This window comes from Streptomyces sp. NPDC040405 (assembly GCF_055595765.1).
Genome location: NZ_JBVIVI010000001.1, coordinates 262,579 through 275,605, shown reverse-complemented (window position 1 = coordinate 275,605; position 13,027 = coordinate 262,579). Strand labels below are relative to the sequence as shown.

Genomic DNA, 13,027 nt, shown 5'->3' with positions numbered 1-13,027 from the left:
CCCTCGGCTGGCTACCCGGACCGCAAGCGTATAGCAGCTGACTCTATGCGTGCGCAGGAAGAGGCGTGCGCGTGCACGTCGGCCACTCCAAAGGAGGTGACATGCCAGAGGGAAACAGCGCGGGAGCACGGTTGGTCATGCTATTCCGTGAAGTCTGCGAACCTGACGAATGGTGCGAGGAAGCGCTACGCCTGGCCGGAGAGCACTTGGACCGAGCCGCCGAATGCGACGCAGTGATATCCGATCATGGTGTTCTCATTCCCGGAACGCGAGGAACAATGGTCATCAACCCCGCCGTTCCAGAGTCCCGCCGGGAACGTGCCGCAGCATGGGCCATCATCAAGACTGTGATGCCCGACGCGGAAACTGCCGAGACTGCTTTGTCTGTGGCCGACCGCTCAACGGCCGCACGTGCCATGGCCCGAGCGCGATGGGGAGTCCGGTAACCCATGGCGAAGACAAAAGGGCGGCGACGCCACCAGGGAACGCTGAAAGGTCGCATAGCGGCGCTCCTCGCGGTTGATACCCCGGCGCAGGAGGACGTGCTAGCGGTTCTCTTCGAACATCCCGACGCCGAACGTCTGGCCATGACCAACTTCCGTGTCTGGGGTGAGGGACGGCGGTTCCCCGAGAATTACGACCACATGTATGCCCGATACTTGCTCATGCTGGCAAGCGCCGCACGCGGACGGGCGCTATCCGCGTGGCTGGAATCGCTGGGATTCAAGGTCAGCTTTGAACTCGTCCACGGATGGGCGGCATTTCTGCCAGCCTTGCAGGATGACCACGGCCGCACACTCGACACCTTGCCAGATGAGGTGAGCTGACAGGTTCCGTCTCCGTGCCAGCCTTTCTCGGGCTGGCACGGGGCTTTCACGTTTCCGTTTGTGTCATGCCATGAGTGACGCCGGGGTGACGAGCTTTGCATGCTCGTAAAGTGCGTGAGCGGCATGATTCCTAAGATGTGGACGGATGAGCCTGAACATCCTTCGAATGCGTTCGTCGACCCGCCCGCTCTGCACCCAGGGGTACTCCTCCAACGCCCCATTCCACGTCTCGCATGCTGCCTCCAGATGTCCAACTTTCAGCTGGAATTCGGCTAGAGTGGCACGCTCTTTTACCCTCGATCGACGGTAGACGTCATAGCACAACCGATCCGACTCCTTCATGGAGTCCACGGCTCCTTGCGCATCGCCGAGTTCATGCCGTACATGGCTGATGTGATAGTGCAAGGCGGAGGGGTCGTATGATCCGAATGCCTTTTCCCTGGATTCGGCCCGCTCCATCGCCACCTCCGCTTCCCGGAGATACGTTATCGCGTTATCTCGATCGCCAATTTGGGCAGAGGCGTGCGCCTGTTGCCCGGCAAGAAAAGCACGCATTCGCGGACCTGCGTGCGGAGACACGGCAGCGGCAGCATCAGCCAGCCGAATAGCCGCTCTGCCGTGCCCCAAATCAACAGCCTGAACGCTCATTCCCCGCAGGGTCGTGCAGTACGTCAGGTGGTCTTGCGCCGCCCCGGCAAGCTCTAGCGCCTTTAGATAATACTGCTGAGCCAGCCCATGAACTCCCTCATCAACAGCCATGTAGCCGGTCAAGTAGCAGAGGTCGGAGGCTGCCGACATCATCGCTTTACGCACCGATTCAGAAGTGTCGCAGCGCAGATATGGAACAACAGTGTTCACGAGGAACGCCGCAGCCATAGGGCGCGCGTGCCGTCCACCGAACTGGTCATCAAGTTCTGAGATTCGCTCAGTCATCGCGATGACCATATCGACCTCTGACATCCCTATGCGCTGGGCCTGGCCGGTCTGAGCGGCTTCCATGCGCCCGACGACATCAGGCCAATTGGGGACGGTCAAAGCGACAGAAAATAGACTGGCACCCAGCACACCACGCCGTGATGGATTCATGTCCTGTCTCCCCAGATCGATTAGCCCTTCCACCGTACTCGGATGGCTATTCGACTGATTCGACGGGGGTGGAAAGCCTGCCTCCGCGTGGGAGACCGGGCGGCCCAGCCTCCGGGAAAGCGCCTCAAGGATCACCGGCCGCGCAGGTTCCTTCGGCATGTGTCCCCGCAGCCACTGATGGGCGGACGGTTCCCGGTACTTCAGTGGCGTGCCCTGCTCGGTCCCCACACGGTTCACGGCCTGGACCAACTGACGGAGCGTCCACCCGGTCTCGCGGTACAGCCGATCAAGAGATGTGTTCGGCTCCGGAGTCTTCACTGATCCTCAACTCCCCAGCGTTGGCGAGCGCTTAAAGCTCTTAAAAGCTGCTAGCGCTGCCACGGTACCGCCCCCTGTTGTGGAGCGGTTGCCTTGTACGTGCACAGATCACTCTCACGATGCCGCTTCACAGGCGCTGAGGGCAGATACGCGACACAAGACCCCCGCGACCGCTGCACACGGCCCGGGGGCATGGCCAACGCTTACTAGGAGCGTCAACATGCGGAAGGGTACCGCCCGATCCGTGCTGCGGAGACTGCGGCAATTGATCATCACATCCCCGGGGAGGCACAGCGCGGCCTACCTCGCTGCCAGCGCCCCAGGCTTATCCCATGGGTTCATGCGGTCGGAGTCGGAGGCCGGTCCGCCCCGGACGTTCCCGACCGGGGCCAGGCTCGTACCCATGCCGCCGCCAGCGTCCTACCTGGCGCGTACCCCGCACGCATGGTTCGACGTGAACGACGACCGGCCCACCTTCCCCATCCCTCGCGTCCCGGTTGAAGATCGCGTTCCGATCTTCTGGGACACCGACCCCGCACCGCCGTACGTGCCGCATTTCAACAGTGGGCGCTGGGAGCCGGAGTGGTGAGCCCCGACCTTCCCGAGCGTCGCAATCCCCCGATCCGTTCGGCGCTCGACTGGCCCCCGTGCACCTGCGGTAGTCCGAAGTGCCCCAATGCCATCGGCACGGCCACCGACGAACGGCCGGCACGGGTCCATGCCAGCGAGAGCCCACTCATGATCCGACTTCGTGAGCGTGTACGAGAAGACCGCAAGCGGCGAATGTGGGGACGGGTGCGATGACAGAGGAAACGGGTCAGAATTCCGCGCCATGCGTCACGGAGACGCCCTATGAAGGAAGCGCGGAGGACTGGTGGGCCGCGTATGGCGGCATAAAGGACGCGCAGTCGGGTGTGGTGCGTCTGCCTAAGGTTGAATTTCCGCAGTGTCCTTTCGCGTGTCACACATGCGATACCAGCGACGAACGGCCATTCGCGAGGCGTCAGATCCTCAGAGGCATTCTCAGGTCCTCATGGCCCAACGGCCGTCGCGCTGGAGAATGATTAGCTCCGTCCCTGCCGGACGTACTGATACAGGGGCTCCCCCGTCCTATTCGGAATCCCGGCAGGGGCGGTTACCACCAGAAAGGATCTCGCACAGTGCACCCCCAGATCGGTCTGCTCGAACCCCGGAGCGGTCCCATTGATCCCAACTCTTGCGAGCAGTGCGCCACGTTGGTCTCCAGGCTTGAAGAATCTGGACGCCAGAAAAGTCTTGAGCTGCTTCATGTGGTCATAAATGACATGGACCTTCACGCGACCTTCGGACACCCAGATGACTCCCGGTATCCGGAGCAGGGCGCTTCCAGTGCAGGGGCAGAGGTGTATTCGCAGGCAAAAAGGAGGAAGTTGGTTCATCGCGCCGCCCGATGGCGCAGGGTATTTCGATGCAAGGTGTTACCTCGTCGGCAATGAGGCCCTTCCGGTCGACGGTTGCTGGTAAGTGAGCAAGTAAGGAAGGGCTGACGTGCTGGAGTGCACTGGTATAACCCCCCTCCCGCTGGAGGGTGTTTTGAAGGAATTACTGAAGTCCAACCACCCGCCCGAGAATCCGTTCGAAACGCTGCGCGACCTAGGCCCGTACGCCATGTGCGAGTTAGGCGAAGGCCACGAAGGTGAGCACGCCGACCACATTTGGTCTGAGGACCAGGACGACGCAGCCATCTGGATCCTTTGGGACGACAGCGGGCATCGGTTCGAGCATCCGCAATGGTGCGCTGTCGCCACGGATGACGGGAATAACACCTGCCACCTGTACCTGGGTCATCCCGTCAACCACTCATGGAAAATCACCGATCCGTCACGCGAAGCACTGCGGGAACAGGTAATGCGCGATTTCGGGCACTGGTTTCGCTAGACCACCCAGAGTCACCGACCGAGCATTCCGACGAATGGCCGAATAGGCCACAACACACTGAAGACGAACAGGAACGAAGTACATGACCACCAGGCGACACACGCTCAATGCGGCCACGAACAGCAGGGACGTGCGCCCGTCGAGCACTCCGGCGACACGTCAAGGTGACTTGACCGATCGGCACGTGCGCCAAAACACGCACAACTGCGACGACAGTTGCGAGAACCCCTGCGTGCACGCCGACGGCAACCCGTAGGCCCCGCACTGGGTGACCGCCCCCCCCCGAAGCGGGACGAGGGGAAGCCGGGCCCCTCAACTCCTGCCCGCGCGCATCCCCGTATCGCCGGGCGGGGAAATCCCGTCCTGGTCGCCCGTGCTACAGGAAGGGCTGGGCGATCAGGGCGGGTCCACAACGATGAATAGCGCGCCATGGCGGCCGTCGTGTTGAGGCCGTGGAAAACCAATAGATTCCCACCTGGGTCTTAACCCTGGGTCATCCCAGTGGCCCGGTGGGTCCGACACTCACACTCTTTGGAGTCGTCATGCGCGCTCTGCCACTGCGTCCACAATTCGCATGGTTAGAGATCACCGGTTTCTGCAACTTGAATTGTCGCCACTGCTACGCCGATTCGTCGCCGCAGGGTGATCACGGGAACATGGTCGATGCGGACTGGCTCCGCGTAATCGATCAGCTCAACACCTTGGGTGTGCGGGACGTGCAATTCATCGGCGGAGAACCGACGCTTCACCCGAGCCTTCCCGCGTTCATCCGGCACGCACAGAAGTACGCCATGCGCATCGAGGTCTTCAGCAACATGACTCATATCAGGCCGGAGGTCTGGGAAGCTCTCAAACTGCCCGGTGTCCGTCTCGCGTTCAGCTACTACAGCGATAATGGGGCCGACCACGACGAAGTGACCGAAGTGCGAGGATCTCACGCCCACACGCGAGCCAACATCGAAAAGGCGCGGCAACTCGGAATCAAGATGCGCGGAAGCGTGATCCACGTACTTGAAGGGCAGCGCGAGGCAAACGCGCATCACGAGCTTCTGCAACTCGGAATTCGAGATGTGCGGACCGACCACATCCGACCGTTCGGGCGAGGCGCGGAGGGCGCATTTCCGAAGATCAAAGAACTCTGCGGAATGTGCGGACGTGCGAAGTTCGCCGTTCTGCCTGATGGGCGGGTATCCCCGTGCGTTTTCTCCCGCTGGATGAACTTGGGCAACGTTCACGAACAGACGCTGCAAGAGATCTACGACGGTGTACCCATGCGAGCGGCCCGCGCCGAACTGGAAGCAGCCTTCCCGCACAGTGCCGTACGTAGCACTCCCAGTTGCCTACCCGACTGTAATCCGTCCTTCGAGTCATGTAATCCGCAGACTGCCTGCGCACCGGATGCGGCCTGTGGCCCCACAGGCGAGGGGGAGGAAAGCGCCGTGCCTCGGATGTCCCCGCGTAGGTCTGTGCGCTACGCCAACCCTTCCATCTCCCGCACTGACTGTTGACCCGAGGTCTGGCCCGTGAGCATCCGATGAGGCGTTCGCTTCCAGGGGCCACAGACGAGGGATCTGACGCGGTATGGCCACGATCATGAGTTCGCGCGGGTAGCTTGATGCTGCCCCATCCCAGAGGGGTGGGAGCAAAGTCCTGTGATTACGGAGTAGCCCCATGGACGCAGCGTCTTCGATCACCCTGTACCTGGCCCGGCGTGACGCCTACGCAGAGTTCCTGTCTGCGGCTGACGCAGAATCCAACGTGGCCTGGTATCGCAAGGACGGCCGGTACGCAGACGAATCCGAAGCGGTGGCCGCTGTCGACCGTGCGTATGCCGCAACCCGTGTCGCTTTCAACGTCATCGACGTTGAAGGGGTCGGTCCCGTGAAGGAGGCCCGTACGGTGCTGGAGCGGCTCGCTGCGATGCACAGGGACGGGGGCGGCAACCCCGATTGGAAGGACTTCAAGGCGGCCCGTGAGAGCTTCGTGGTCGCTGCCAATAGCTACCTGAAGGCGATGCGGGGCGAAGACTGAGCACGCAGCGGCCCTCGTCGTCCCAGCGCGGATGGCGGGGGCTTCCTGCTGCTCTGGCCTGCGGATAGGCTAGAACGGTAAGTCAGGAGCGATCGGGTCGCTGAACACCCGGAACCCCGACCGCTCCCCGCGGCTGTCGTGCAGGAACGTCGCCCCCAGCGCGATCACCTCCTGCTGCGCCCGCTCCGCGTCCTCGATCGTCGGCACGTCGAAGTCCAGATGCATCTGCTGCGGATGCGCCGGGTCCGGCCAGCGCGGCGGCTGATGGTCCGGCGCCAGCTGGAAGGCGATCCGCTGCCCGTCCGCCGAGGTGAGGGTCGCCCATTCCGGGTCGCTGTCATCCACCCGCCACCCCAGGACCGCGCCGTAGAAGGCGGCCAGCGCGGCGGGGTCCGGACAGTCGATGACGGTGCACTGAAGCGTCGCGATCATGCCCGGAGCCTAGTACCGGCCGGGGCGAGAAAACCCGGCGTCAAAGGGAACCCCGTCTCGCGTTTACGGCTCCTCCACGGTGGAGGCGCTGCACCGGGGGCAGCGCCCCCGGGGAGAGACCGCCCCGTCCCCTTTCACAACCCCCCACCGGGGGCGGGGCGGTCCCGGAGCCGAGCGCGCGGCTCCGCTGGCATAGGGTCGGGGGCCATGACGCACCGCGAGACCGACCCCGCCGACCGCCCCGGCCAGCCGGACCCGACCAGCACGACCCACGAGGCCGAGGACGCCGTACGGGCCGAGCTGGTCCGGCTGCGCGAGAGCATCGACAACATCGACGCGGCCGTGGTCCACATGCTCGCCGAGCGCTTCAAGTGCACCCAGCAGGTCGGTCACCTCAAGGCCGCCCACAAGCTCCCCCCGGCCGACCCCGCCCGCGAGGCCCGCCAGATCACCCGGCTGCGCGAACTGGCGGAAAGCGCCAAACTCGACCCCGCTTTCGCCGAGAAGCTGCTCAACTTCATCATCGCCGAGGTCATCCGGCACCACGAGACGATCGCGCGCTCCTGAGCCCGCCGCGGACCCGCCCGCCGGGCGTACGGCACGGGCGCACACCGGTGGTGCGCCCGCGCTCACGCCCGCGCCCGGCAACCTCCGCACACCCGTGTGCCGCCTACCGCCGGTAGGGCAGCATGTCCCCATGTCCGTACTGACGCGCGAGGAAGCGCAGATCCGAGCCCGCCTCGTCGAGGTCCACCGCTACACGATCGACCTCGACCTCACCCGCGGCGACGAACACTTCGGCTCCACCACGACCATCCGCTTCCAAGCCCGCGAGGCCGGGGCGGACACCTTCGTGCAGCTGAACCCCGCGGCCCTGCACCGGGCGGTGCTCGACGGACACGACCTCGCGCTCGACCCCGCCGAGATCATCGCCGACGGGCGGCTCCCGCTCACCGGCCTCGCCGAGGGCGAGCACGAGCTGCGCGTCGAGACGGACATGGCGTACTCGCACACCGGCGAGGGCATGCACCGCTTCACCGACCCCGCCGACGGTGAGACGTACCTCTACTCCATGTGCGCCATGTCCGACGCCCCCCGCGTCTTCACGGCCTTCGACCAGCCCGACCTCAAGGCCGTCTTCGACGTCCGCGTCACCGCCCCGCCCCGCTGGACCGTCCTCGGCAACGGCATCGCCACCCGCGACGGCGACCCCGCCGACGGCCGCTGGAAGCTCGCCACCACCCCGCCCCTGGCCACCTACCTGATCGCGGTGGCCGCGGGCCCGTACCACTCCGTGCGCACCGAGCACGCCGGTATCCCCTTCGGACTGCACGTCCGCCGCTCGCTCGCCCCCCACCTCGAAGCCGACGCACGGGAACTCTTCGACCTCACCCGGCGCTGCTTCGACCGCTACCACGAGATCTTCGACGAGCCGTACCCCTTCGACTCCTACGACCAGGCGTTCGTCCCCGAGTTCAACCTGGGCGCCATGGAGAACCCCGGCCTCGTCACCTTCCGCGACGACTTCATCTACCGCTCCGCCGTCACCGACGCCGAGCGCCAGACCCGCGCCATGGTCATCGCCCACGAGATGGCCCACATGTGGTTCGGCAACCTCGTCACCATGACCTGGTGGGACGACCTCTGGCTCAACGAGTCCTTCGCCGAGTACATGGGCTTCCAGATCCTCACCGAGACCACCCGCTACACCGGCACCTGGGCCGACTTCGGCATCCGCCACAAGAACTGGGGCTACGACGCCGACCAGCGCCCCTCCACCCACCCCGTCGCCCCCGCGCCCGAACTCGTCCCCGACACCGCCGCCGCCCGCCTCAACATCGACGGCATCTCCTACGCGAAGGGCGCCTCCGCGCTGCGTCAGCTCGTCACCTGGCTCGGCGAAAAGGACTTCCACGCGGGGATCAACGAGCACTTCGCCCGGCACCGCTTCGGCAACGCCGCCCTCGCCGACTTCCTCGACTCCCTCGCCCGCTCCACCGACCGCGACGTCCACGCCTGGGCCGAGACCTGGCTGCGGACCACCGGAGTGGACACCCTCACGCCCGCCGTCACCACCCAAGGAGACCGGTGGAGCGCCGAGATCCGCCACGACGGCGGCGGCCACGACGGACAGCACCCCGCCCCCCGCCGCCCCCACCGCATCGCGGTCGGCCTCTACGACCACGAGCCCGCCGCCCCGCACAAACTCGTACTGCGCAACCGCGTCGAGGTCGAACTGGACGGCACCGGCCCCGCCGCCCACCTCTCCTTCACCGGGCCCCGCCCCGACCTGCTCCTCCTCAACGACGGCGACCTCACCTACGCCAAGATCCGCCTCGACCCCGGCTCCTGGCAGGCCGTCGTACGCGCCCTCTCCGGCCTCCCCGACGCCGTCAGCCGCGCCACCGTCTGGAACGCCGCCCGCGACATGGTGCGCGACGGCGACCTCCCGGGCACCGACTACCTCGACGCCGCCCGCACCCACCTCCCGCACGAGACCGACATAGCGATCGTGCAGGGCGTCCTCGCCTTCGCCCGCCTCCAGATCGCCGACCGCTACCTCCCCGCGGACCAGCGCCCCGCCGCCCTCAACACCATCGCCGCCACCTGTCGCGACCTGCTGCGCCGCACCGAGGACGGCTCCGGACCCGGGCTGCGGCTCTCCGCCGTACGCACCTACATCGCCAGCGCCACCGCCCCCGCCGAGCTGAGCGACTGGCTCGACGGCGACACCGTCCCCGGCGGCCCCGCCCTCGACCCCGAACTGCGCTGGCAGATCCTCGGCAGGCTCGCCGTCCTCGACGCCGCCGGGCCCGCCGACATCGACGCCGAACTCGCCCGTGACTCCAGCGCCACCGGCCAGGAGGGCGCCGCCCGCTGCCGCGCCGCGCTCCCCGGCCCGGAGGCCAAACAGGCCGCCTGGGACACCCTGTTCGGCGAGACCGCCGCGCTCGCCCCCCTTTCCGCGTACCTGCTCACCGCGACCGCCACCGGGTTCTGGCAGCCCGAACACCGCGACGTGCTCGCCGACTACGTACCGCGCTACTTCACCGACGTCGTCAGCGTCGCCGCCCACCGCGGCCCCGCCATCGCCGACGCCCTCGCCCGCTCCGGCTTCCCGACGACGGTGGACGCGACGACCCTCCGGCTCGGCGAGGAGTGCCTCACCGCCCCCGACCTCCTCCCCGCCCTGCGCCGCCGCCTCGAAGACCAGCTCGACGACCTGCGGCGAGCCCTGCGCGTACGGAACGAACCCGCGGGCTAGGGTCCGGGCGCTACGGGCGCTACGGGCGCTACGGGCCGGACGGGCGCGGGCCGGGGGCCGCACCCGTCCGCGCCGACCCGCCCGGCGCCATCAACCCGCGCCGTGCACCTGTACCACGTATGGGTGCACTTCGGGCCAAGCCCGGCCGAACCGCTTGCGGGCGAAGTAGCTTGAGGCAGCTCTGACATCCGTCCGAGCCCCGCACGCCACTGCCCGACCCCAGACACCTCCTAGGGGCACGCCCATGCCCGCTCGCGGCACCGCCCGCCTCCTCGCCGGGGGGAGCGAGGGACCAGGCGCGCTTCGTCCGATGCTCGACACCGTCCTCGACGCCCTCGCCCACGGCGCCGCCGACCGCGGCGGGCCGATCCCCGCCGGAGGACCCGGCGCCGTGGCCCACCGGCTGCACGACGCGGCCCGGCCCGCCATCCCCGACCACGGGGAAGGGCCGCACCACGCACTGCGCACCCTCGTGACCGCCCTCACCGCGGGCGCCGCCGACCCGGCAGACCCGCACTGCGCGGCCCATCTGCACTGCCCGCCGCTCGCCGTCGCGGCCGCCGCCGACCTCGCCGTCTCCGCACTCAACCCGTCCCTCGACTCCTGGGACCAGGCCCCCGCCGCAGCCGAGTTGGAGGCGCTGACCTGCCGCGCCCTCGCCGAGCTGGTGCACCCGCACGGCCCCGCCCCCGACGCCCTCGTCACCACCGGTGGCACCGAATCCAACCAGCTCGCCCTGCTGCTCGCCCGCGAAGCCGCCCGCGGCGCACCCCTCCGTATCGTCTGCGGCGCCAACGCCCACCACAGCGTCCACCGCGCCGCCTGGCTCCTCGGCCTGCAGCCCCCGCACACCCTCCCCACCCCCACCGGCGTCCTCGACCCGGCCCGGGTCCACGACGCCCTCACCGCGCACCCCGACCGCCCCACCCTGCTCGTCGCCACCGCGGGCACCACCGACACCGGGGCCATCGACCCCCTCCCACACCTCGCCGACCTCTGCGGCGTCCATGGGGCGACCCTCCACATCGACGCCGCCTACGGCGGGCCGCTCCTGTTCAGCGACACCCTGAACAAGCGGCTCGACGGACTCGACCGCGCCCACACCGTCGGCCTCGACCTGCACAAACTCGGCTGGCAACCGGCCGCCGCCGGACTGCTCGCCGTACCCGACACCGCCGCCCTGGCCCCCCTCGGCCACTGCGCCTCGTACCTCAACGCCCAGGACGACACCGACGCCGGTCTCCCCGATCTGCTCGGCCGCTCCCTCCGCACCACCCGCCGCGCCGACATCCTCAAGATCGCCGTCACCCTGCGCGCCCTCGGCCGCCACGGCCTCGGCGACCTCGTCGACCAGGTCTGCGCGCACGCCGGGGCCCTCGCGGACCTCATCCAGGCCCGCCCCGCCCTGGAGCTGTACGTGCGCCCCACCCTCTCGACCGTCCTCTTCCGCCCCGCGGGAGCCGGACCGGCCGCCGTCGCCGCGCTGCGCCGCCGCCTGCTGCACCACGGCACCGCCGTCCTCGGCCGCGCCGCCACCCCCGACGGGCTATGGCTCAAGGCCACCCTCCTCAACCCGCACATCCAGCCCGGCGACCTGCGCCGGCTGCTCGACCTCGTGGAAGGCAACTCCACCCCATGAGCACCGCACAACCCCCCACGCCGCCGCACGTCCCCGAGCCCGACCTCCCCCTCCCGGGGCGGCCCCTGGACCTCGCGGGCATCGGCATCGGCCCGTTCAACCTCTCCCTCGCCGCCCTCGCCCACGGCGTCCCCACCCTGCGCACCGCCTTCTACGAGCAGCGGCCCGCCTTCCACTGGCACCCCGGCCTCCTCATCGACGGCGCCACCGTCCAAGTCCCCTTCCTCGCCGACCTCGTCACCCTCGCCGACCCCGGCAGCCCCTGGAGCTTCCTCAGCTACCTCAAGGCCCGCGAACGGCTCTTCCCCTTCTACGTCGCCGAGCGCTTCCACATCGAGCGCACCGAATACGACGCCTACTGCCGCTGGGTCAGCGAACAGCTCCCCGGCCTCCACTTCGGCCACCGGATCGACGCCGTCCGCTGGGACCACGACCACGAGCTGTTCGAAATCGACTTCAGCAAGCTCGGCCCCGACGGCGAGGCCGTGGCCCCCGGCCGCGCCCACGCCCGCCACCTCGTCCTCGGCGTCGGCACCGAACCGCACGTCCCCGAAACCCTGCGCCCCCTCGCCGACGCCCCCAACGTCCCCGTCCTGCACTCCGCCGACTACCTCGAACACCGCGAACGGCTGCTCAGCGCCGGCCACATCACCATCGTCGGCTCCGGCCAGTCCGGCGCCGAGGTCTTCCTCGACCTGCTGCGCCACCGGCCGCTCGGCGCCGAGGGGCTGCACTGGCTCGCCCGTACGCCGTCCTTCGCGCCCATGGAGTACAGCAAGCTCGGCCTGGAGCAGTTCAGCCCCGACTACACCCGCTACTTCCACGCCCTCCCCGAGGCCGTCCGCGACCAGCTCCTCCCCGAGCAATGGCAGCTCTACAAGGGCATCGCGCACGAGACCGTCACCGCCATCCACCACGAGCTCTACCGCCGCGCCCAGCAGAGCGGCGACTGGCCGGGCGCCGTCCTCACCCCCGGCGTCACCGTCCGCACCGCCGGGCGCATCGCCGCCGCCCGGCTCGAACTCCACCTGGAGCACGTACAGCAGGGCACCCGCGTCCGCCACACCACCGAGGCCGTCGTCCTCGCCACCGGCTACCGCGAGCGCCGCGTCGACACCCTGCTCGCCGCCCTCGACCCGTACATCCGGCGCGACGCGTCCGAACGGCCCCGCATCGACGCCGACCACCGGCTGGTCCTCGACCCCCTCATCACGGGATCCGTGCACGTCCAGAACGCCGAGCGGCACACCCACGGCGTCGGCACCCCCGATCTCGGGCTCGCCGCCTGGCGCTCCGCCGTCATCCTCAACTCGCTCAGCCCCGAACCGGTCTACCCCCTGCCGCCCCGCACCGCCTTCACCACCTTCGGACTCCAGCCCGCCGGGCCGGGCGCCGCCGCCCCGCCGCGGCCCGCCGCCCCGGCGGCACCGGTCGCCCGGGGCAGCGGACGCATGCACCTCCCCGACCAGCGCACCGGCCTGACCCGTACCCGGACCTGACCAGTGCGCGGAC

Annotated in this window: 11 protein-coding genes; 9 read left to right on the top strand and 2 right to left on the bottom strand. The window is 68.3% G+C overall.

Annotated features, from left to right (window positions below; genetic code table 11):
* Positions 1-449 precede the first annotated feature (449 nt).
* Entirely contained in the window at positions 450-827 is a 378-nt protein-coding gene (locus tag ACZ59A_RS01280; protein ID WP_470951975.1) for a hypothetical protein, read from the top strand.
* Positions 828-890: 63 nt separating this feature from the next.
* On the opposite strand, the gene ACZ59A_RS01275 is transcribed toward ACZ59A_RS01280, so the two are convergent.
* A complete protein-coding gene (locus ACZ59A_RS01275; protein WP_470951973.1) occupies positions 891-2,231 on the bottom strand; it encodes a tetratricopeptide repeat protein in 1,341 nt (446 codons plus the stop codon).
* 403 nt (positions 2,232-2,634) lie between these two features.
* Between ACZ59A_RS01275 and ACZ59A_RS01270 the strand changes: the two genes are divergently transcribed.
* The 4 genes from ACZ59A_RS01270 to ACZ59A_RS01255 all read left to right on the top strand — a co-directional run bounded on the left by ACZ59A_RS01270 (position 2,635) and on the right by ACZ59A_RS01255 (position 6,179).
* Entirely contained in the window at positions 2,635-2,820 is a 186-nt protein-coding gene (locus ACZ59A_RS01270) for a hypothetical protein (protein ID WP_470951971.1), read from the top strand.
* Positions 2,821-3,758: 938 nt separating this feature from the next.
* The gene (locus ACZ59A_RS01265; RefSeq protein WP_470951969.1) at positions 3,759-4,148 is read left to right on the top strand and encodes a hypothetical protein; all 390 of its coding nucleotides are present in this window, start codon (positions 3,759-3,761) and stop codon (positions 4,146-4,148) included.
* A 542-nt stretch (positions 4,149-4,690) separates the two neighbouring features.
* Positions 4,691-5,656, top strand: a complete 966-nt coding sequence (locus ACZ59A_RS01260; protein WP_470951967.1) for a radical SAM/SPASM domain-containing protein — start codon at positions 4,691-4,693, stop codon at positions 5,654-5,656.
* 163 nt (positions 5,657-5,819) lie between these two features.
* Positions 5,820-6,179: a hypothetical protein gene (locus ACZ59A_RS01255; protein ID WP_470951964.1), complete on the top strand. Its 360-nt coding sequence runs from the start codon at positions 5,820-5,822 to the stop codon at positions 6,177-6,179.
* Between the two features lie 69 nt (positions 6,180-6,248).
* Here ACZ59A_RS01255 and ACZ59A_RS01250 read toward each other — a convergent pair whose 3' ends face one another.
* On the bottom strand, positions 6,249-6,611 hold the full coding sequence (locus ACZ59A_RS01250) for a VOC family protein (RefSeq protein WP_470951962.1): 363 nt from the start codon (positions 6,609-6,611) through the stop codon (positions 6,249-6,251).
* 207 nt (positions 6,612-6,818) lie between these two features.
* On the opposite strand from ACZ59A_RS01250, the gene ACZ59A_RS01245 reads away from it, so the two are divergent.
* The 4 genes from ACZ59A_RS01245 (at position 6,819) to ACZ59A_RS01230 (ending at position 13,014) form a co-directional block, all read left to right on the top strand.
* Positions 6,819-7,178, top strand: coding sequence for a chorismate mutase (locus ACZ59A_RS01245; protein WP_468041792.1), 360 nt, complete (start codon positions 6,819-6,821; stop codon positions 7,176-7,178).
* 130 nt (positions 7,179-7,308) lie between these two features.
* Positions 7,309-9,876, top strand: a complete 2,568-nt coding sequence (pepN, locus tag ACZ59A_RS01240) for an aminopeptidase N (protein ID WP_470951960.1) — start codon at positions 7,309-7,311, stop codon at positions 9,874-9,876.
* Positions 9,877-10,120: 244 nt separating this feature from the next.
* Entirely contained in the window at positions 10,121-11,515 is a 1,395-nt protein-coding gene (locus tag ACZ59A_RS01235; protein WP_470951958.1) for a pyridoxal phosphate-dependent decarboxylase family protein, read from the top strand.
* On the top strand, positions 11,512-13,014 hold the full coding sequence (locus ACZ59A_RS01230; protein WP_470951956.1) for a lysine N(6)-hydroxylase/L-ornithine N(5)-oxygenase family protein: 1,503 nt from the start codon (positions 11,512-11,514) through the stop codon (positions 13,012-13,014). The genes ACZ59A_RS01235 and ACZ59A_RS01230 overlap by 4 nt, the downstream gene beginning before the upstream one ends.
* Positions 13,015-13,027: the final 13 nt, after the last annotated feature.

Bases quoted from the DNA above. Each gene is read 5' to 3' on its own strand.
- ACZ59A_RS01280 (WP_470951975.1), top strand. From the start codon at position 450: ATGGCGAAGACAAAAGGGCGGCGACGCCACCAGGGAACGCTGAAAGGT.
- ACZ59A_RS01270 (WP_470951971.1), top strand. From the start codon at position 2,635: ATGCCGCCGCCAGCGTCCTACCTGGCGCGTACCCCGCACGCATGGTTC.
- ACZ59A_RS01260 (WP_470951967.1), top strand. From the start codon at position 4,691: ATGCGCGCTCTGCCACTGCGTCCACAATTCGCATGGTTAGAGATCACC.
- ACZ59A_RS01255 (WP_470951964.1), top strand. From the start codon at position 5,820: ATGGACGCAGCGTCTTCGATCACCCTGTACCTGGCCCGGCGTGACGCC.
- ACZ59A_RS01250 (WP_470951962.1), bottom strand. From the start codon at position 6,611: ATGATCGCGACGCTTCAGTGCACCGTCATCGACTGTCCGGACCCCGCC.
- ACZ59A_RS01245 (WP_468041792.1), top strand. From the start codon at position 6,819: ATGACGCACCGCGAGACCGACCCCGCCGACCGCCCCGGCCAGCCGGAC.
- pepN (WP_470951960.1), top strand. From the start codon at position 7,309: ATGTCCGTACTGACGCGCGAGGAAGCGCAGATCCGAGCCCGCCTCGTC.
- ACZ59A_RS01235 (WP_470951958.1), top strand. From the start codon at position 10,121: ATGCCCGCTCGCGGCACCGCCCGCCTCCTCGCCGGGGGGAGCGAGGGA.
- ACZ59A_RS01230 (WP_470951956.1), top strand. From the start codon at position 11,512: ATGAGCACCGCACAACCCCCCACGCCGCCGCACGTCCCCGAGCCCGAC.